At 57.1% G+C, this 19,228-nt stretch carries 17 protein-coding genes; 10 read left to right on the top strand and 7 right to left on the bottom strand.

Going from position 1 to position 19,228, the window contains the following annotated elements:
• Positions 1-113: 113 nt before the first annotated feature.
• The 4 genes from ssb1 to K7B04_RS03275 all read left to right on the top strand — a co-directional run bounded on the left by ssb1 (position 114) and on the right by K7B04_RS03275 (position 4,566).
• Positions 114-650, top strand: coding sequence for a single-stranded DNA-binding protein SSB1 (gene ssb1 / locus K7B04_RS03290; RefSeq protein ID WP_064546676.1), 537 nt, complete (start codon positions 114-116; stop codon positions 648-650).
• A 238-nt stretch (positions 651-888) separates the two neighbouring features.
• A complete protein-coding gene (locus K7B04_RS03285) occupies positions 889-2,496 on the top strand; it encodes a gamma-glutamyltransferase family protein (protein WP_223803481.1) in 1,608 nt (535 codons plus the stop codon).
• Between the two features lie 94 nt (positions 2,497-2,590).
• Entirely contained in the window at positions 2,591-3,847 is a 1,257-nt protein-coding gene (gene oxlT / locus K7B04_RS03280; protein ID WP_163447533.1) for an oxalate/formate MFS antiporter, read from the top strand.
• A gap of 14 nt (positions 3,848-3,861) precedes the next feature.
• Complete coding sequence (locus K7B04_RS03275) at positions 3,862-4,566, top strand: GntR family transcriptional regulator (RefSeq protein ID WP_223803480.1); 705 nt, start codon at positions 3,862-3,864, stop codon at positions 4,564-4,566.
• Between the two features lie 6 nt (positions 4,567-4,572).
• Here K7B04_RS03275 and K7B04_RS03270 read toward each other — a convergent pair whose 3' ends face one another.
• The 3 genes from K7B04_RS03270 to soxS all read right to left on the bottom strand — a co-directional run bounded on the left by K7B04_RS03270 (position 4,573) and on the right by soxS (position 7,061).
• Positions 4,573-6,084, bottom strand: a complete 1,512-nt coding sequence (locus K7B04_RS03270) for a lytic transglycosylase F (protein WP_223803479.1) — start codon at positions 6,082-6,084, stop codon at positions 4,573-4,575.
• A gap of 141 nt (positions 6,085-6,225) precedes the next feature.
• Positions 6,226-6,507, bottom strand: a complete 282-nt coding sequence (locus K7B04_RS03265; RefSeq protein WP_064546682.1) for a YjcB family protein — start codon at positions 6,505-6,507, stop codon at positions 6,226-6,228.
• Between the two features lie 224 nt (positions 6,508-6,731).
• Entirely contained in the window at positions 6,732-7,061 is a 330-nt protein-coding gene (soxS, locus tag K7B04_RS03260; protein WP_064546684.1) for a superoxide response transcriptional regulator SoxS, read from the bottom strand.
• Positions 7,062-7,148: 87 nt separating this feature from the next.
• Here soxS and soxR point away from each other — a divergent pair, with 87 nt between their 5' ends.
• From soxR to K7B04_RS03245, 3 genes are all read left to right on the top strand, one after another.
• Positions 7,149-7,607: a redox-sensitive transcriptional activator SoxR gene (gene soxR / locus K7B04_RS03255; RefSeq protein ID WP_064546686.1), complete on the top strand. Its 459-nt coding sequence runs from the start codon at positions 7,149-7,151 to the stop codon at positions 7,605-7,607.
• Between the two features lie 407 nt (positions 7,608-8,014).
• Positions 8,015-9,364: an NCS2 family permease gene (locus K7B04_RS03250; protein WP_065357798.1), complete on the top strand. Its 1,350-nt coding sequence runs from the start codon at positions 8,015-8,017 to the stop codon at positions 9,362-9,364.
• Positions 9,365-9,560: 196 nt separating this feature from the next.
• A complete protein-coding gene (locus tag K7B04_RS03245; protein WP_064546690.1) occupies positions 9,561-11,207 on the top strand; it encodes a Na+/H+ antiporter in 1,647 nt (548 codons plus the stop codon).
• 138 nt (positions 11,208-11,345) lie between these two features.
• On the opposite strand, the gene K7B04_RS03240 is transcribed toward K7B04_RS03245, so the two are convergent.
• Complete coding sequence (locus tag K7B04_RS03240) at positions 11,346-12,230, bottom strand: LysR family transcriptional regulator (protein WP_064546692.1); 885 nt, start codon at positions 12,228-12,230, stop codon at positions 11,346-11,348.
• Positions 12,231-12,332: 102 nt separating this feature from the next.
• On the opposite strand from K7B04_RS03240, the gene K7B04_RS03235 reads away from it, so the two are divergent.
• A complete protein-coding gene (locus K7B04_RS03235) occupies positions 12,333-12,743 on the top strand; it encodes a CidA/LrgA family protein (RefSeq protein ID WP_163447530.1) in 411 nt (136 codons plus the stop codon).
• Entirely contained in the window at positions 12,736-13,425 is a 690-nt protein-coding gene (locus K7B04_RS03230; RefSeq protein WP_065356578.1) for an LrgB family protein, read from the top strand. The genes K7B04_RS03235 and K7B04_RS03230 overlap by 8 nt, the downstream gene beginning before the upstream one ends.
• A 3-nt stretch (positions 13,426-13,428) precedes the next feature.
• Here K7B04_RS03230 and K7B04_RS03225 read toward each other — a convergent pair whose 3' ends face one another.
• Complete coding sequence (locus tag K7B04_RS03225; protein WP_167577108.1) at positions 13,429-14,709, bottom strand: ABC transporter substrate-binding protein; 1,281 nt, start codon at positions 14,707-14,709, stop codon at positions 13,429-13,431.
• Positions 14,710-14,815: 106 nt separating this feature from the next.
• Positions 14,816-16,111 (bottom strand): Gfo/Idh/MocA family oxidoreductase, encoded by a 1,296-nt coding sequence (locus K7B04_RS03220; RefSeq protein ID WP_167577107.1) that lies wholly within the window; start codon positions 16,109-16,111, stop codon positions 14,816-14,818.
• Positions 16,112-16,158: 47 nt separating this feature from the next.
• On the opposite strand from K7B04_RS03220, the gene K7B04_RS03215 reads away from it, so the two are divergent.
• Positions 16,159-17,754, top strand: a complete 1,596-nt coding sequence (locus K7B04_RS03215) for a hypothetical protein (RefSeq protein WP_223803478.1) — start codon at positions 16,159-16,161, stop codon at positions 17,752-17,754.
• A 170-nt stretch (positions 17,755-17,924) separates the two neighbouring features.
• Here K7B04_RS03215 and K7B04_RS03210 read toward each other — a convergent pair whose 3' ends face one another.
• A complete protein-coding gene (locus K7B04_RS03210) occupies positions 17,925-19,214 on the bottom strand; it encodes an ABC transporter substrate-binding protein (protein ID WP_223803477.1) in 1,290 nt (429 codons plus the stop codon).
• Positions 19,215-19,228: the final 14 nt, after the last annotated feature.

Genomic DNA, 19,228 nt, shown 5'->3' with positions numbered 1-19,228 from the left:
CATAGCGGTAAGATGTTTACTGGAATACGCCTCGCAGCTACCAAAATACCGTCTGGAAATGGTACACTCGCGCGTTTACACTTAATCAAGAATCGTATTCAGGAGAGACAATCATGGCCAGCAGAGGCGTCAACAAGGTGATTCTCGTCGGTAATCTGGGCCAGGACCCGGAAGTGCGCTACATGCCGAATGGTGGCGCAGTCGCCAACATTACGCTGGCTACTTCCGAATCCTGGCGTGATAAAGCGACCGGTGAAATGAAAGAGCAGACCGAATGGCACCGCGTTGTGCTGTTTGGCAAACTGGCGGAAGTGGCGGGTGAATACCTGCGTAAAGGCTCTCAGGTTTATATCGAAGGTCAGCTGCGTACCCGTAAATGGACCGATCAGTCCGGCGTTGAAAAATACACCACGGAAGTGGTTGTGAACGTGGGCGGCACCATGCAGATGTTGGGTGGCCGTCAGGGCGGCGGCGCACCGGCCGGTGGCAACATGGGCGGCGGCCAGCAGCAGGGCGGTTGGGGTCAACCTCAGCAGCCGCAGGGTGGCAATCAGTTCAGCGGCGGCGCGCAGTCTCGCCCGCAGCAGCAGTCCGCTCCGGCACCGTCTAACGAACCGCCGATGGATTTCGACGACGATATCCCGTTCTGATTTGCCGCCGTTTCGACGGCGCTCATCAGCACTCTCAAACCCTGCCTCGGCGGGGTTTTTGCTTTTTTAATGCGCACCAACAGCCCACATCAGCACCGCTTCGGTGCGCGAATTGCCCCGCGTTAATCTCTGCTTTTTGAATGTTATTCACATAACCATAAGATAATTAACAAAAATAACAATTGGCACGCTTTGTGCCTACATCCGTGTATACACACATGTAGGCAAGGTGCAGACGATGACTCAAATCCAATCAGCTAAATGTATGCAGGGCATGGCCGTTGCGCCGCACTCGCTGGCCGCCGAAAGCGCGGTCGCTGTTTTGCGTGACGGCGGCAATGCGGTTGAGGCGATGGTGGCTGCGGCGGCGACCATCGCGGTGGTTTACCCACATATGAACGGCATCGGCGGCGATGGATTCTGGTTAATTTCCCGGCCCGGCGAGGAGCCAGTGGCGATTCAGGCATGTGGCTTTGCGGCGGAAAAAGCAAATATCGATTTTTATCGCCAGGCGGGCTACACGCAGGTTCCTGTGCGCGGCCCGCTGGCGGCCAATACCGTCGCGGGCACGATTGGAGGCTGGGAGCGCGCGCTGGAGTGGGCGGGAGAACATACGGATAATGCGCCGCTGCCGTTACCGCGTCTGCTGCACGATGCTATTCACTATGCGCGCGAGGGAGTGCCGGTCACCTCCGGGCTGCATAAACAAATTACCGCGCGGTTGCCGCAGCTCGGCCAGTATCCCGGATTTTGCGGCTTGTTTGCGCCGGAAGGCCAGGCGCTCACCCCTGACGATTTACTGTTTCAGCCCGCGCTTGCCAATACGCTGGAACGCCTGGCAACCCATGGGCTTGGGGATTTTTATCATGGTGAGACCGCCCGCCTGATCGCCAGCGAACTGGAATCCGCCGGGAGCTTGCTGCGGTTTAGCGATCTTGATGCTTATCGCGCGGCGCGGGTGAAGCCGCTGGCGCTGGAAACGGAGATTGGAACGGTTTACAACCTCCCGCCGCCGTCGCAGGGGCTGGTTTCGTTGCTGATTACCGGCATTATTGAGCAGCAGCGTAAAAAAGGCGCAATTGCCGACGAAACCGATTTTGTTCACCACTGTGTCGAAGCAACCAAGCTGGCGTTCACTCTACGCGATCGCCATATCACTGACCCGGCCCACATGACGCTTGACCCACAGTCGCTGCTGACGGCAGACAATATTGCTCAGCTTAGCGCGCAGATTGTGCCCGACCGGGCGCAGGTCTGGGGCAAAGGGCGCGGGCCGGCGGATACCATCTGGATGGGCGTTATCGACGGCTCTGGCACCGCGGTCAGCTTTATTCAGAGCATCTATCACGAGTTCGGCAGCGCGGTGATCCTCGCCGATAGCGGCATCATCTGGCAAAACCGCGGCAGCAGTTTTTCGCTGGACCCGAGCGCCACCAACCCGCTTCAACCGGGGCGCCTGCCGTTCCATACCCTCAACCCTGGTTTAGCGAGGCTGGCCAACGGCGATGCGCTGGTGTACGGCAGCATGGGCGGCGACGGCCAGCCGCAAACCCTGGCGGCAGTCTTTGACCGCATTCTCCATCAGAACATGACGCCTCAGGCGGCTATCGCCGCTCCGCGCTGGCTCTTAGGGCGCACCTGGGGCGAGAGCAGCGACACGCTGAAGATTGAAAGCCGCCTGAGAGCGGCGACTACCGACACCCTCAAACAGTACGGCCATGACGTCGAGATTTACCCCCCTTACGACGACCTCATGGGCCATGCCGGGGCAATCCTCCGGCATGGCAACGGCATGCTGGAAGGCGGAAGCGACCCGCGTAGCGACGGTGGCGTCGCCCGCTGGTAACCCAGCATTTTCCAACTGAAACATTCCTGGAATGACGCGGCGCGTAAAACGCGCCCGCTTTCTGGCGACATTTTTTCGTCTATTGGAGCGTAAAATGACCGTTCTCAGAGAACCTTTGGTGGCACCAAAATTTGGCAAATGGGCGCAGCTGGTGTTGGGGCTTATCTGTATGGCCTCTATCTCCAGCCCGCAGTATGTGTGGACGCTGCTGACTAAACCGCTGACCGAAAAGCTGGGCGTTGGCCTGCCGGAACTGCAGGTGACCTTTTCGCTGCTGATTATTCTGCAAACCTTCTTTTCTCCTTTCCAGGGGCGTCTGGTTGAACGGTTTGGCCCCCGATTGCTGATCTCGATTGGCACGGTAATGGCCGGGATGAGCTGGGTGCTCTCCGCGCACATTAACGGCCTGATGGCGCTGTATCTGGTCTACGGCTGTATCGGTGGTTTGGGCACCGGGATTGTGTATATCGGTGTGGTGGGGCTGATGGTGAAGTGGTTCCCGCAAAACCGGGGCTTTGCCGCCGGCGCGGTGGCGGCAGGCTACGGCATGGGGGCGATTTTGACCACCTTCCCGATCTCGATTTCGCTGGGCAACTATGGCCTGGAGCAGACCATGACCGTGTTCGGCATCGTTTTCGCGATTGTCGGTCTGCTGGCCAGTCAGGGGCTGAGTCTGCCGCCTAACTCGACCGTGCAGCCCATCAGCCGGAAAATCGTGCAGGGAACGCGTCAGTTCACCTCTCGCGAAATGTTACGCCAGCCGCTGTTCTGGCTGATGTTTGCCATGATGGCGATGATGTCCACTTCCGGGCTCATGGTGACCTCGCAAATGGCCATCTTTGCTGAGGATTTCGGCATCAGTAAAGCGGTGGTATTCGGCATGGCCGCGCTGCCGCTGGCGTTAACCATCGACCGCTTTACCAACGGTCTGACCCGCCCGCTGTTCGGTTTTATTTCCGACCGCTATGGTCGTGAAAAGACCATGTTTATCGCCTTCGCCCTTGAAGGGGTGGCGATGACGCTATGGCTGGCCTGCCGGGAAGATCCGCTGCTGTTTGTGCTGCTCTCCGGGGTGGTGTTCTTCGGCTGGGGTGAAATTTTCTCGCTGTTCCCCTCCACGCTGACCGACACGTTCGGCAGCGAGCATGCCGCCTCGAACTACGGCTGGCTGTATATCTCGCAGGGGATTGGCTCGATTTTCGGCGGGCCGCTGGCAGCGCTGCTGTATCAGCACACTCAAGGGTGGCACGTGGTCTTTGGTTGCGCGATTACCCTTGATTTCATCACGGCGGGGTTGGCACTGTGGGTGCTGAAACCCTGGCGTGCGCGCTTTATTCGTCAGCACAGTTAATCGCGGAGCTCTTTATGACGTTCACGACATCGGAACCCACGCCGCTTCTTGCGCATTCGGAACGGGTATTTCTGCAGCTGCGGCAGGAGATTTATCAGTTCGTCCTGCTGCCAGGCGATCGTTTCACGGAGGTGGACATTGCCCGCCGCCTTGGGTGCTCCCGCACGCCGGTTCGCGAAGCGCTGCTATTGCTGCAAAACGAGGGGCTGGTCAGACGCTGCCTGCGTAACGGGTGGGAAGTTTTTCCCATTGATTTCGATGTCTATGAAGACCTGTACGAGACGCGCGCGCTGATTGAAGTGAATTCGGTGCGCAGTCTGTGCAGTTCGACGTCAGCGAAGGTGAACCGGGAGGTACTGACCGGGCTGAACGCTGTCTGGCTGGTTGCGCCGCAGGAGAGGCTGGCTTGCGATGATATTGCCGCGCTGGACGAACAGTTTCACCTTGCGCTAACCGAGGCGGCGGGTAATCGGGAGTTGACGGCGATTCTGACCAATATCACCAACCGCATTCGCATTATGCGGCGGCTCGATTTTGAATATGAAACCCGTGTTAACCAGACCTACAAAGAGCACGCGGAGCTGCTGGAAGCCATTGAACAGCGTGATGAAGCGCGCGCGGTCGCGCTGATCACGGCGCATATTCAGGACGCTTATCAGGGGGCCAGCACCATTACCCTGCGACGTTTGCAGGGGGTACGGGTCAAACAAATACCGTAACCGGGGCTAGCCGTTGTTTTTATCGGAGGCGGGCAAAATCGGCGGTTTCCCCGTCGCTGCCCGCTTCCGGTTCATCTCATCGAGAATCAGCCGATAGGCGATGTAATACTTATAGATGTTGCTCACGTAGGTGACCGTTTCGGCTCCAATCTTCTCGGCGGCGAGGTTTTCCACGTTACCAAACCAGATGTTGGGGTCAAAACCGCGCTTTTTCGTTTCCGTACGCAGACGCGCAATCCGTGCCGGGCCAGCATTATAAGAGGCGAAAGAAAACAGTGCCTTATCCAGCTGCGTCATCGGTTCGTCACCGTAGTAGCGGTCGATCATCCAGCGCATATACTTCACCCCGGCGTGGATATTCGGATCCAGTTGCTTAATATCGCCCACCTTCAATTCTTTGCCGGTGCTCGGCATCACCTGCATGACACCAATTGCGCCAACGTGACTGCGCACTGACTGGTTCAGCCGCGACTCCTGATAACCCTGTGCCGCCATCAGCAGCCAGTCGACGTCATAACGGTCGCCGTATTTGCGAAAAATCTCGACCATCTTCAAAAACTTGCGCCGTTCTTTCTCCGCTGCGGCATTTTTGACGTATTTCGCGCTCTTCAGATAGCGCAGTAACAGGGTATTGCCCAGGGTGCTGCCCTGGCGGTTGTCTTTAATAAAACCGTTGAGCTTCGCCAGCAACTGCGGGTTATCTTTGCGCACCGCCCAGGCGATGTTGCCGTTATCGCGTAGCACAATATCTTCATGAACCAGGATCTTCGGGAACACCTGTTTCCAGAACAGCGCCTTATGGCGATCGACCACGATCAGCGGAATCAGCCCGGCGTTGAGCATTTCCAGCAGATCCTCGTCTTCCAGCGCTTCGGGGGCGGGCTTGATGACGACGGGTGGGAGAGAGGCTTTGGCAAAGCGCGCATTGAGGGCTTCAAGGCTCTCATAGTAGCTGGATGAACGACGGACAAAGACCGTCTTACCGGCGATATCGTCCACGTTTTTCACCTGCGGTGACGCGGGGCCGGAGATCAGCAGTTCCTGAATATCGCTGTAAATCGGGTCAGTGAAAGCCACCTGCTGCTGGCGCGTTGCGGTGATCGTAAGATTGGCAGCGGCAATATCGCCTTTACCTTCGTTCAGGGCAGTAAAGAGATTATCGCGGGTTACCGGAACGAAGATAATTCGCACCTTGAGATGGCGCTGCTTGAGCTTTTTCTCTTTGGCGAGCTGGGCATTCAGGCTGCGTTCAAATTCGGCGAAGATATCGTGGGTGGCCCCGCGCTGCTGGCCTTTATCGATAAAAAAGAAGGTCTTGCTGTAGGTGGTCAATACGCGAATGACCCGGCGGTCGAGCATGCCAGGCAGGTCGCCCTTCCAGGGCTGCATGATGCTCTCGATATTGACCTCAAGCGCGTCGGGTGAGTCCTCTGGTTGTACGGCGGCAAAAGCGGGGCCGGTCAACAGCAGGGCGCCCAGGCAGGCGGTGAGAAAACGGCGAAAAGGGATGGCGTTCATGGTGCGGCACTCCGCAGGGCGCATCCCTTTATTTTAGTCGAGCGACGCTAAAACACCCTGCAGGAGCAGGGCTTTTTCATGCGCTCAGCCACCGCGATATTCAGGCAATAAAAAACCCCGACGCGTCGGGGTTTTTCTCAATCAGTACATGGCAACCGGCCATTCCGGCGGTGCCTGGCTCATCACTTCAACCATCACATCTTTGATGTTGTTGAAAATGGTGGCGATGTCCACCATCGTGATGCCCAGTAACCCGGTCGCAAACCAGCACGCCGCTGCGACACCCAGCATACCGCTGATGACCGCGAGACCGGCGTAGTCGGATTTACGGAATTGAATTTTCAGGGTACTGGCGAGAAACATCAGTACGGCGCTGGTTAACGGCCAGCGTAACAGTGCGACGCCTGCGGTAATGGAAACCATGAGACTTCATCCTCAGAGATAAACAACAAGTTGCCCTGACAGCACTTATTGATTGAGGCGCGAGGCGCTCAGGCTATCTGAAGGCATTCACAAATTGAATGAAACAGTGTTTTTGTTTCATCTCGATGTGTGAACTATATCACGTTTGTTGTTTTATTCACCAGAGGTAAACGCAGGATTTTTTGTCAACGCCGCGGCTCAGTACAGGCCGCGGCGAAGCGATGTTACGCGGAGATCTGATGGCGATAGTCCGTCGGCGTGCGGTCAAACTCGCGGCGGAATACGCGAGAGAAGGTCTGCTGAGAGACATAACCCAGATCCATCGCGATATCGAAGATGGGGCGCTGGGTGGTGCGCAGCGCTTCCGCCGCCAGTAACAGGCGCCGCTGGCGAATGTACTCGCCCAGCGTCTGGTGCATCACGGTGCGGAACATTCTTTGCAGATACCACTTCGAGTAGCCGGATTTTCTGGCCACGATGTCGATATTAAGCGGTTGATCGATATGTTCATCTATCCATTCAGTAAGAGTATGAATAATTTCCCGATGGGACATAAGGCTCTCCCCGTTGTCTATTTTCGCGTCGATTTCTTGTCTGGCGGCGAGTATAATTCCTCAAGTTAACTTGAGGTAAAGCGTATTATGGAAAAAAAATCGACCCGCATAAAATCGCTGCTAACGCCCGGTGAGGTAGCGAAACGAACGGGGGTTGCGGTCTCTGCGCTGCATTTTTATGAGAGTAAAGGGCTGATCCACAGCACGCGCAACAGCGGTAACCAGCGGCGCTATAAGCGTGATGTGCTGCGTTACGTGGCGATCATTAAAATTGCCCAGCGTCTTGGTATTCCGCTGGCGACGATCGGCGATTCCTTTAGCGTGCTGCCGGAAAACCACACGCTGGGGCCGCGCGACTGGAAGCACCTCACGACTCAATGGCGGGAAGAGCTGGATAAGCGCATTCACGCCATGGAGGCGCTGCGCGACCAGCTCGACGGCTGTATTGGCTGCGGCTGCATGTCGTTGCGCGACTGTCCGCTGCGTAACCCGGGCGATAAGCTGGGTGAAGAGGGCACCGGCGCGCGTCTGCTGGAAGACGAATAATCCTCCGCGATCCTCTCCCCGGGATTGCGACATTTTTGCCATAGAATTGTTGCTGGATTGCGCATAAACGATAACGTTTGCGCATGGGTTGGTGAATTCTTCATCGGTAATCGTTAATTTTCATAAACCAGGGCAAACTTCTGTTGAAAAAGGGGACATAAAAGCCAGATAATCGTTTGCCTCGGATTTTCGGACGCTTCCTATGCTGAAAATCCGCAGACCAACCTCATCACGCACCCGCGCAGTTGAGGTATTCCGATTCTCGTTTTGTCTGCGCGGAGTTAATCGTTTGCTTTTTTGTGGCTCCCCTTTGCCGCGATGTAGCACATGGAGATGACGCTTAGCTGGCAGTGGATGTTCCACCACGCAGACGAACGAATGATAAAAACTCTCAGGGGATGTTTTCTATGTCTACGCCTTCAGCGCGTACCGGCGGTTCATTGGACGCCTGGTTTAAAATTTCTGCTCGTGGTAGCTCCGTTCGTCAGGAGATTGTCGCCGGTTTGACCACCTTCCTGGCGATGGTGTACTCGGTGATCGTGGTACCGGGCATGCTGGGTAAAGCCGGTTTCCCGCCGGCCGCCGTGTTCGTGGCGACCTGTCTGGTGGCCGGTGTGGGTTCTATCGTGATGGGGTTGTGGGCGAACCTGCCTTTAGCCATTGGCTGCGCCATCTCGCTGACTGCTTTTACCGCCTTCAGCCTGGTGCTGGGCCAGCACATCAGCGTGCCGGTTGCTCTGGGCGCGGTGTTCCTGATGGGCGTGCTCTTCACCATCATCTCCGCTTCCGGTATTCGTAGCTGGATCTTGCGCAATTTGCCGCAGGGTATTGCGCACGGCACCGGCATCGGTATCGGTCTGTTCCTGCTGCTGATTGCCGCCAACGGCGTCGGCATGGTGGTGAAAAACCCGCTGGACGGTCTGCCGGTCGCGCTGGGTCAGTTCGACAGCTTCCCGGTGGTGATGACGCTGGTGGGTCTGGCGATGATCATCGGCCTTGAAAAACTGAAGGTCCCGGGCGGTATTCTGCTGACCATCATCGGCGTGTCTATCGTCGGCCTGATTTTCGACCCGAACGTGCACTTCTCTGGCGTATTCGCCATGCCGTCGCTGAGCGATGACAATGGCAATTCGCTGATCGGCAGCCTGGATATCATGGGCGCGCTGAACCCAATTGTTCTGCCGAGCGTGCTGGCGCTGGTGATGACCGCCGTCTTCGATGCGACCGGTACTATCCGCGCGGTTGCGGGTCAGGCGAACCTGCTGGATAAAGATGGGCAGATCATTAACGGCGGTAAAGCGCTGACGACTGACTCCCTGAGCAGCGTGTTCTCTGCCGTGGTAGGCGCCGCGCCGGCTGCGGTGTACATCGAGTCCGCAGCGGGTACGGCGGCAGGTGGCAAAACCGGTTTAACGGCGATCACCGTTGGCGTGCTGTTCCTGCTGATCCTGTTCCTGTCTCCGCTTTCTTACCTGGTGCCTGGCTACGCGACCGCACCGGCGCTGATGTACGTGGGTCTGCTGATGCTGAGCAACGTGGCGCGTATCGACTTCAACGATTTCGTTGACGCGATGTCCGGCCTGATTACCGCCGTGATGATCGTGCTGACCTGTAACATCGTTACCGGCATTATGATCGGCTTCGCGACGCTGGTTGTGGGCCGTGTGGTTTCGGGCGAATGGCGCAAGCTGAACATCGGCACCGTCATTATCGCGGTTGCGCTGGTGGTCTTCTATGCGGGCGGCTGGGCTATCTAAGCCTGACGTTTTGCCGATAAGAAAACCCGCCAGATGGCGGGTTTTCTGTTTATTGCCCTGCAGTGCGACGGGTTCGGACTTTTTTTCCATTTTCAGCCACGTCTCGTTTCCTTTTGCGTTACTCTGGTACGCGTATGATAAGAAGCACGACGCTTCATGTTTTGAATAATAAGACAACGCTGTAAACAGGGAACGCATGGAAATATTCTTTACCATACTCATCATGACCCTCGTGGTTTCGCTGTCCGGGGTGGTTACACGCGTACTGCCCTTCCAGGTTCCACTACCTTTAATGCAAATCGCCATCGGTGCGCTGCTGGCCTGGCCTACCTTCGGTTTGCACGTTGAATTTGACCCTGAACTCTTCCTCGTGCTGTTCATCCCGCCGCTGCTGTTTGCCGATGGCTGGAAGACGCCGACTCGCGAGTTTATCGAGCACGGCAGGGAGATCCTTGGCCTGGCGCTGGCGTTAGTGCTGGTGACGGTGGTCGGGATTGGCTTCCTGATCTACTGGATTGTTCCCGGCATTCCGCTGATCCCCGCTTTTGCGCTGGCGGCGGTATTGTCGCCAACCGATGCCGTGGCGCTTTCCGGCATTGTGGGGGAAGGGCGCATTCCGAAAAAAATCATGGGCATTTTGCAGGGCGAGGCGCTGATGAACGACGCCTCCGGCCTGGTGTCGCTGAAGTTTGCCGTGGCGGTCGCGATGGGCACAATGGTGTTTACCGTTGGTGGCGCGACGGTAGAGTTCCTGAAGGTGGCAATTGGCGGCATCCTTGCGGGCTTCGTGGTGAGCTGGCTGTACGGCCGCTCAATGCGTTTCCTCAGCCGCTGGGGCGGCGATGAACCGGCTACGCAGATCGTCCTGCTGTTCCTGCTGCCGTTTGCCTCTTACCTGATTGCTGAACATATCGGCGTTTCCGGTATCCTGGCGGCGGTGGCGGCGGGGATGACCATTACGCGTTCCGGCGTGATGCGCACCGCGCCGTTGGCCATGCGCCTGCGCGCCAACAGCACCTGGGCGATGCTCGAGTTTGTGTTCAACGGCATGGTCTTCTTGCTGTTGGGCCTGCAATTGCCCGCGATTCTTGAGACGTCGTTGGTGGCGGCGGAGGCCGACCCGAACGTCGAAACCTGGATGCTGTTTACCGATATCATCCTGATTTACGCGGCGCTGATGCTGGTACGCTTCGGCTGGCTATGGACGATGCGCAAGCTCAGCCAGCGCTTCCTGAAAAAGAAACCGATGGAATTTGGCTCCTGGACGACCCGCGAGCTCTTGATTTCCTCGGTGGCGGGGGTGCGCGGTGCGATAACCCTCGCCGGTGTGCTGTCTATTCCGCTGTTGCTGCCGACGGGCGAAGCCTTCCCGGCGCGTTATGAGCTGGTGTTCCTCGCCGCAGGGGTGATTCTGTTCTCGCTATTTGTGGGCGTGGTGGCGTTGCCGATTTTACTGCGTCATATCGAATCCACCGACCACGTGCAGCAGCGTAATGAAGAGCGGCTGGCACGCGCGGCGACGGCGGATGTGGCGATTGTCGCCATCCAGAAAATGGAAGAGCGTCTGGCGGCGGATAGCAACGAGAATATCGATAACCAGCTGCTGACCGAGGTCAGTTCACGCGTCATTGGTAACCTGCGCCGTCGCGTCGACGGGCGTAACGATGTGGAAACGTCGATGCTGGAAGAGCAGCTTGAACGGCGTTTCCGCCTGGCGGCGCTGCGCTCCGAGCGCGGGGAGTTGTACCACCTGCGCGCGACCAGACAGATCAGTAATGAGACGCTGCAAAAACTGCTGCACGATCTCGACCTGCTGGAAGCGTTGTTGATCGAAGACGCGTAATACGAATAAAGCGTGTGCCGACCAGTTCCCTCTCCCCTATGGGGAGAGGGCTAGGGTGAGGGGTATGGCTCCGAGCATAAACCCTCACCCCAACCCTCTCCCTTAAAAAGGGAGAGGGTGCGCAACGTGCCTGAACTTCTACTCCGGCAGCTTAAACCCCTCACAGCACTTCAGCCATGCCTGGGCGCTGTGAGACAAATAGACCCCTTCCCGCCAAATCATCCCCAACTGCCAGCGCAGCTCGCTTTCCAGCGGTAGCCAGCGCAGCGTTTTTTCATCCAGCTTGCGGCAAATCGGCTCCGGCAGAATCGCCACGCCGACGCCCGCCTGCACCATCGCCGCCAGAAAGTCCCACTGTCCGCTGCGTACTGCAATACGCGGCTTAACGTCATGGCGAGCAAACAGCTGCATCAGCTGGCGGCTGAGGGCGAAATCTTCGTTATAAATCAGCAACGGATGTGCGGCTAACTGCGTCGGCGATACCGACGTTTGTTCCAGCCATTCGCCGGAGCGGGGCACCAGCACGCACAGCGGGTGGCTGAACAGCGGCAGGGTCGTAAGCGCGCTTTCCTCTTCAACCGGCAGCGCGGTCATTGCCAGATCCAGCTCGCCGTTCATCACCGCCTGCTGCACCGTCAGGCCGCCAAATTCGGAGATTTTCAGTTCGACGCCCGGGTAGCGCTGGCGGAACAGGCCGATCGGCCCCGCCATGAGCATGCCGACCATGGGGGGAATACCAAGGCGCAGCACGCCCTTGTTGAGGTGGTTAATATCGCTCAGCTCGGCCTCCAGCTGGCGGAATTCATCAAGAATGGCCAGCCCACGCTCAAATACCACTTGTCCGGTATCGGTCATCAACAGCTTGCGGCCGTCGCGAATCAGGAGGGTACAGTTCAGCTCATCTTCCAGGTTTTTGAGCATCTTACTGATTGTTGGTTGCGTAACGTAGAGTTTCTCCGCCGCTCGAGTAAAGCTCTGCTGGCGAACGACTTCAACAAAGTAGCGCAGCGTTCTTATGTCCATGATTATGCCTCTAAACTATGCTACCGATGAGTTTAATTCATTTCTGTCATCATCGCGGCCTCACTATACTGTGCGCCTGTGATTTTTTCTGGACATTCCTCCATGGCTGAGGCCTTAGGGCGCGTTGTGCCCTCCGTGTTAAACCGTCTGCAGGTGCCGGTGCAGGTTGTACTGTACGCCGGGCTGTTTGTTTTCGCTGAATATCTGGTGAGCTGGTGGCATTTGCCGCTGCCTGCCAATCTGGTCGGTATGGTGCTGCTGCTGGCGCTGATTGTTTGCCACGTGGTGCCGCTCAAATGGGTTCGCGCGGGCTCACGCTGGCTGCTGGCCGAGATGCTGCTGTTCTTTGTCCCGGCGGTGGTCGCGGTGGTGAATTACGCTCAATTGCTGATGGTCGACGGCTGGCGAATTTTCCTCGTTATCGCGCTGAGTACCATGATGGTGCTGGGAGCAACGGCGTGGGTGGTCGACAAAGTGTATCGCTACGAACTGAAGCGGATGCGTAATGAATAATTTTCAGCTGAGCGTCCTGTGCCTGGTGATTACCCTGGTACTCTATTTTGCCAATAAGCGCCTGTACCGCCGCTTTCGTAAGCTGCCGCTGATGCCGCTGGTGCTCACCCCGGTGCTGCTGGTGTTAATGCTGGTGTTTGGCCATATCTCCTACCAGAACTATATGGGGGAAGCCCACTGGCTGCTGTGGCTGCTTGGTCCGGCGACTATCGCCTTTGCTGTGCCGGTGTATGACAATCTGGCCATTATCAAACGCCACTGGATGTCGCTCTCTGCTGGGGTGATCACGGCGACGGTCGTGGCGGTGACCAGTTCGGTGTGGCTGGCGCGGCTGTTTACCCTGTCGGATGAAATCCAGCGCAGCCTGGCGGTGCGTTCCATCACCACGCCGTTTGCACTGGCGGCAGCGAAATCGCTTGGCGGTCAGCCGGAGCTGGTGGCGTTGTTTGTGGTGGTCACCGGCGTGTTCGGTATGGCGATTGGCGACGTGCTGTTTTTACGGCTTTCCATTCGTGAAGGGATGGCGAAGGGTGCGGGCTTTGGCGCAGCGTCGCACGGCGCGGGGACCGCGCGTTCCTACGAGCTGGGCCCGCAGGAAGGCGTGGTGGCCAGCCTGGTGATGATGCTCTCCGGGGTGGTGATGGTGCTGGTGGCCCCGTTGGTTGGCTGGATTATGTTTTAAGGCTTAACGGGTCACGCGCCGCACAATCCGTTCCACCTGCTGGCGGAAGTCGGCGGCGACCTGCGCCGGCGTTTGCTTGCCCATGTCGAGTTTTTCACGCGCTGACGTGAACTGGTCGATCACCTGCAAATCCTCAATAAACGGCGTAGCGACGACGGTGGTATGCAGCGACTGCGCCTGACGTAGCCCTGCCACCACCGGATCGTTCGGGTCAATGACTCCTTTCTCGGTTAACAGCGTTTCCGCCGCTTTATTCAGCGGAATGCCGCGCTCCAGCCCTAGTGCTTCCACCGACTGCGGATCGCTGACCAGGAAATTTAGCAGTATCGCCGCCTCTTTCGGATGCTTCGTCGATTTCGCTACTGAGAACATCTGCGACGTTTTGAAGTAGACGCCCGACTCTTCCGTCCCTGGCTGCATCACATAGTCGCCCAGCACCAGCTTCGCCGGTGGCGTCATGTTGTTGGCAAACATGCGAATGGTGATATTCCACGTGAACAGACCGCCCCATTCGCCGTTTATCCACGGCTTCATCTCATACAGATTGCCTTTGCCGTAGGAGGAGAGTCTTTTTGGCGCAGGCAGCACGTGGTCGTCGCTCAGGCGCTTGACGAAGCTGAATGCCTCACTCCACTCGGCATCGTTCCAGGTAAATTTGCCGTCGCTGTTAAACATCGGTTTCTGATGCTTCTGCATCATGTAAGCGTTGAGCAGCAGAATCACATCCTGATCGACCATGGTGTAGGGATAGTAGTTGTCGCCGAGCTTCTGCTGGAACACCTTTCCGGCGGCAAAAAACTCATCCCAGGTTTTTGGATACGCCAGCCCGGCCTTTTTCCAGGTCACGTCGTTATAGTAAAACACCGGCGCATTGACAGAAATCGGCAGGCCGTTGAGCTTGCCTTTGACGGTGGTAGATTGCAGATCTTTGGCCTGATACTGGCTGAAATCGAGCTCGTCTTTAAGCTTATTGAGGTCGTAATAGCCTTCACCGTTTTTGGAGAAGATGATCAGCCACGGCCAGTTGGTCTGCATCACGTCCGGCTCGGTGCCGCTTGCCATCTGGGTGGTCAGGCGCGAAAGGTGCCCGTCCCAGCCGGTATATTCGGCTTTCACTTTGATATCGGGATATTTTTTCTCGAAGGCTTCCAGCGCCTTGAGGGTCGCCTGGTGGCGGCTATTGCCTCCCCACCACGACATGCGCAATTCAACGGGCTGTTGCGCCCAGGCAGAGGTACAGGAAAATAACAGTGATGCGATAACACCTGATGCGATTTTATTCATTATTGTCTCCGGGACAGAGGCAGAAATCGTGTTATGAAACAGGTGAGTAACTGCAAAATACTGACCAGTCGCTTCGGCGCGGCTGTCTGCCGCGCCGGAATGCGCTTTAGCGTTTCGCCAGACGGGAAACCAGTTCAAACTCCTTAAAGTTCACCGGGCGCTGTTGCTGCATGGAGATATTGCCCGCGATACCGGTGAGAATGGACATCGCCCCCGCGCGATGGTCTGCCGCGCGCTGTAGCGGGTCGTTGCCCGGTTCGCCGAACAGGTCCGCCAGCATGGCGTTGTCGCCACCGCCGTGGCCGCCTTCGCCCAGGCTGAACTCCGCTTTCCAGGGTTCGGCGAACATCGGGAAGACGGTGATATCGCACTGCTCCAGGCTGCCTTCGTTTTCGCGCTTGCCGCCGGCGTTAACGTAGGATTTCTCGACGATTTTCATCTCCAGGCGGCCTTCGGTGCCGTTAAACACCACGTTCAGCCCTTCCCACGGCAGGTAGGCGTTCAGCGAGTAGGTGAGCTGCACCTGGTTCTGATACTTCACCAGCACCGACATGGTGTCTTCGATGGTAATACCATCGCTGAACACGCTCTGGTCACGGAAGTAGTTATCTTCATGCTCGGCGTCGAGATACAGCGCCTTCAGTTGGGCGTTGTCCGCCATATTCAGCGCGAACGGGTCGTCCTTCGCTTCGGCATAGCCGTGGGCGCGGGGGTAGAATTGAGTCACGCCGCGTTTTTCCGCGTTCTCCTTGCCGTAGAACTGCAGACTGCCCTCGGCGTAAACGCGCTCAGGGTAGCTCGCCAGCCAGAAGTTCATCAGGTCGAAATGGTGAGTCGATTTGTGCACCAGCAGGCCGCCGCTGTTGCGTTTTTCACGGTGCCAGCGACGGAAGTAGTCCGCGCCGTGCTCGGTGTTGAGCAGCCACTCGAAGTGAACGGAGGTAACGTTGCCGATCGTGCCCTGCATCAGCAGTTCGCGCACCTTACTGTGGTGCGGCGCGTAGCGGTAGTTAAAGGCCACGCGCACCGTGTGCCCGCTCTCCTCGATGGCGTCCAGAATGCGCAGCGCGCGCTTCTCGTCGATGGTCATCGGTTTTTCGGTGATCACGTCACAGCCCGCGTGCAGAGCGCGGACGATGTAATCATCGTGGGTGCGGTCCATGGTGGTGACGATGACGATATCCGGACGAGTCTCGCGGATCATCTCTTCAAACTGCGCCGCTTTCCAGGTGGAGACCGGTTCGGCTCCTTCTTTTTGCAGCAGCGTATTGGCGTAGTTCATACGAGTTTGGTTAGTGTCGCAAAAGGCGACCATCTTCGCATTCTCGCGCCATTGCCCGCCAATAGCGGAAATATATAAACCGGCACGACCACCAGTACCGACCAGCGCATATTTTTTCATGACATCCTCGATTATGATAAGCACATATTTATTTGCAGGGTGAGACGATGAAACGTATTCCACATCAATTGATGGAGCTGAATAGCACCTTTATCTGGCACTGGCCCTGGTTTATTCAGGGAGTGAAAAGTGCGAAACAGCACGGTTTCACTGGCATCATCCTGCACCAACAGGAACTGCTTTCTATTCTTGCGACACCCTCGCCGTTAAGTCTGAAACTGAACGTCGAGAACCTTATTCATCAGCAAAATTACGCGTTGCAGTATTTAAAACGCGTCGATCGTTATCTGGCAGAAAATAACCTTTCGTTCTGGCTACAGGGCGAAGCGGCTCCCTCTGACGACATTATTAAGCGCAAATTTCCCGAGCTGGCTTTTGATGAAAAAAGCGCGCCGGATTTCTGGCAACATTTCTATGCCGCGATATTTTCGCCGCTGCTTCCCGCACTGCCGCATTTAAGCGGCGTAGTGCTTGGCTTAACGACGCCCGCCTTTCAAACGGCAGGCTGGCAGCAGGGGCTGTATAGCGTATGGAGCCAGCTGCGCAGCTTTGGCAAAAAGCTGGTGCTGCGCGATTTCATTGATGACAGCTGGCCGCGCCAGCAGCTGGCGACGGTACTCTCATCTTTGCCTGATGATGTCCGCGCCGCCGTTAAAGCGACCGAAATCGACTATCATCCCGGCTTTGCCAACCATCCTCACATCGTCGCGCTGCCAGGCCATAAAAAGTGGATCGAATACGACCTTGTCGGCACGGGCTACGGCTGGACGGCGCTGCCCTGCTATCTGGCGGACGAAATCAGCGGCCGCCTGAGCTGGGCCATCAGCGCCACCGGCAACGAAGTGGAGGCGATTACTTCCCGCGTTAGCTGGCAATGGATGCCAGACAGCCGGGTGATGGATTCAGCGAATAGCATCAATCTGCTGGGCCTGATGGCGGCTAACCAGACCACCGATGGCGCTACGCTGTCGGTCTTCGATCGCTGGGCCGAGCAGCGGCAGCTGCGCTTTCGCGCCATCCAGGACCGGCAACGGCTCGCGTCGCTGTTTTACTCCAGCTACGACTGGCTGTGTAAAACGCCTAACCTGCTGGGCCGACGTCTGCATTATCAGAGCCAGGTGCCGGACAGTGTCTCTCAGGCGCAGCAGGTACTGCATATGGATACCCGCAGTGCCAACTGGCTCCAGGCCTGGCAACCGCTGATACCGGCGGACGATCCCGCGCAAGGTCAGGAGCAACGGCAGCTCATCCGTCTGGAAAAAGAGGCCGCCTGTTTCCTTGCGGCCAACGCGGTACAAACGCTGCGCGAAATCATGCCGCGTATTACCTGCCCTGACGATTCGCTGGAACTTTTGTTCGCCGCCTGGCGCAACGCGGAAGTCTATAGCCAGATGTTCTCACGGGTGACCAGCGCAATGGTCGATCTGCTATGGCGCGATCGTTACGGCGATGATTCGCTGCCTGCTGATGTGCTGATTCAACATCAGAACCAGCTTCTGCGCTATGTCGATACGCTGGAACGCTGGCTGACGTCACCGCCTGCCGGGAGCCCGCTGTTTCTGCCGCTGTTATTAAGCCCTCAACGTCTGGCCCGCTTTGCGCGCAGCCTGACCGAGTCCGAATACACTCAGCATAAAAAGTGAGGACTGAAATGTCGCGCATCGGCGGGGTACGCAGCGGCGATTCGCGATAACAGGCGGTAAAAATGAGGTGTTGGTCACGATAGGTAAAAATTTAAGGTGATCAACATCATCTTTTCCCCTTTGTTAATCGTGATAGCGGTCACCTGACTCCGATATTTTTGTGACCTTGATCAGTGCGCCGATTTCCTGAGAATGCGTTCGGCCCGGCGGACAAATTCATCTGCCGCTTGCTCCGGTGTCTGCCTGCCGTAATCCATGTTTTCGCGGGCGGCGACAAACAGCGCGAGGATCTGAAAATCCTCCATCATTGGCGTGGCGCGCTGGTGGCTACCAAGCGCGACAGCCTGATTTAGCCCGGCGACAATCGGGTCCTGCGTATTGATGGTGCCGTTATCCGTCAGCGTTTTCACGGCGATTTTGCTCAGTGGAATGCCGCGCTCCAGCGCTAACGTGGTAACGGCCTGTGGGTCATTAAGCAGGTAGTTGAGCAGCATCGCCGCCTCTTTCGGGTGCCTGGTGTGACGGCTGATGGTGAACATTTGCGACACTTTAAAGTAGATACCCGCCTCCTTTGCCCCCGGCAGCATCAGATGCGGGCCGAGCGCCAGCGTCGCGGGTGGCGTCAGGTTACTGACGTAAGCGCGAATCACAATATTCCAGGTGTAGGCGCCGGCCCACTCTCCTGCAATCCACGGTTTCATTTCATGAAAGGTGCCTTTGCCAAATGAGGCGACATATTTCGGCCCCGGAATCACGTGCTCGTCGACCAGCCGCTGAATAAAGCGGAAGGCTTCACGCCACTGCTCTTGATTCCAGGCAAAATGGTAGCCATCGTCGGTGAACATCGGCGTATTGTACTTCTGTGTCATGTAGCAGTTGATCATTAGCATGACGTCCTGGTCGACCAACACCAGCGGGTAGTAGCGGTCACCGAGCCGCTGCTGGAAGATTTTTCCGGCGGCGAAAAGGTCGTCCCAGGTTTTCGGATAGGGAAGGCCCACCTTGCGCCAGGTTTCGGTGTTGTAATAGAACACGGGGGCATTAAGCGAGATGGGCAGGCCGTTGAGTTTGCCGTTAATGGTGGTGGACTGTAAATCCTGCGCCGAAAACTGGCTGAGATCGATAACCTCTTTCAGCGCGTTGAGGTCGTAATAACCGTTCCCGTCGCGGGAAAAGAGCGACAGCCACGGCCAGTTGGTCTGCATGACGTCCGGTTCAGTGCCCCCCGACATTTGCGCTGACATTCGCGCCAGGTGCCCGTCCCAGCCGGTATTTTCCGCTTTTACCGTGATTGACGGGTAGCGTTTCTCAAACGCCTCCAGCGCGGCGTTGGTTTGCTGCTGCCGGGCTTTACCCCCCCACCATGACATGCGCAGTACAACGTTATCTGCGCAATGGACAGGGAAAACGGTGCCCAGCCCGGCGAATATAAGACATATATATAAGAGTCCTGTTTTCATTCTGTTGGGTTCCA

Source organism: Kluyvera sp. CRP (genome assembly GCF_019930565.1).
In the GTDB taxonomy this organism is placed as follows: domain Bacteria; phylum Pseudomonadota; class Gammaproteobacteria; order Enterobacterales; family Enterobacteriaceae; genus Kluyvera; species Kluyvera georgiana_A.
The sequence above is the reverse complement of the archived record's forward strand: the minus strand, read 5'-3'. Positions and strand labels throughout refer to the sequence as shown.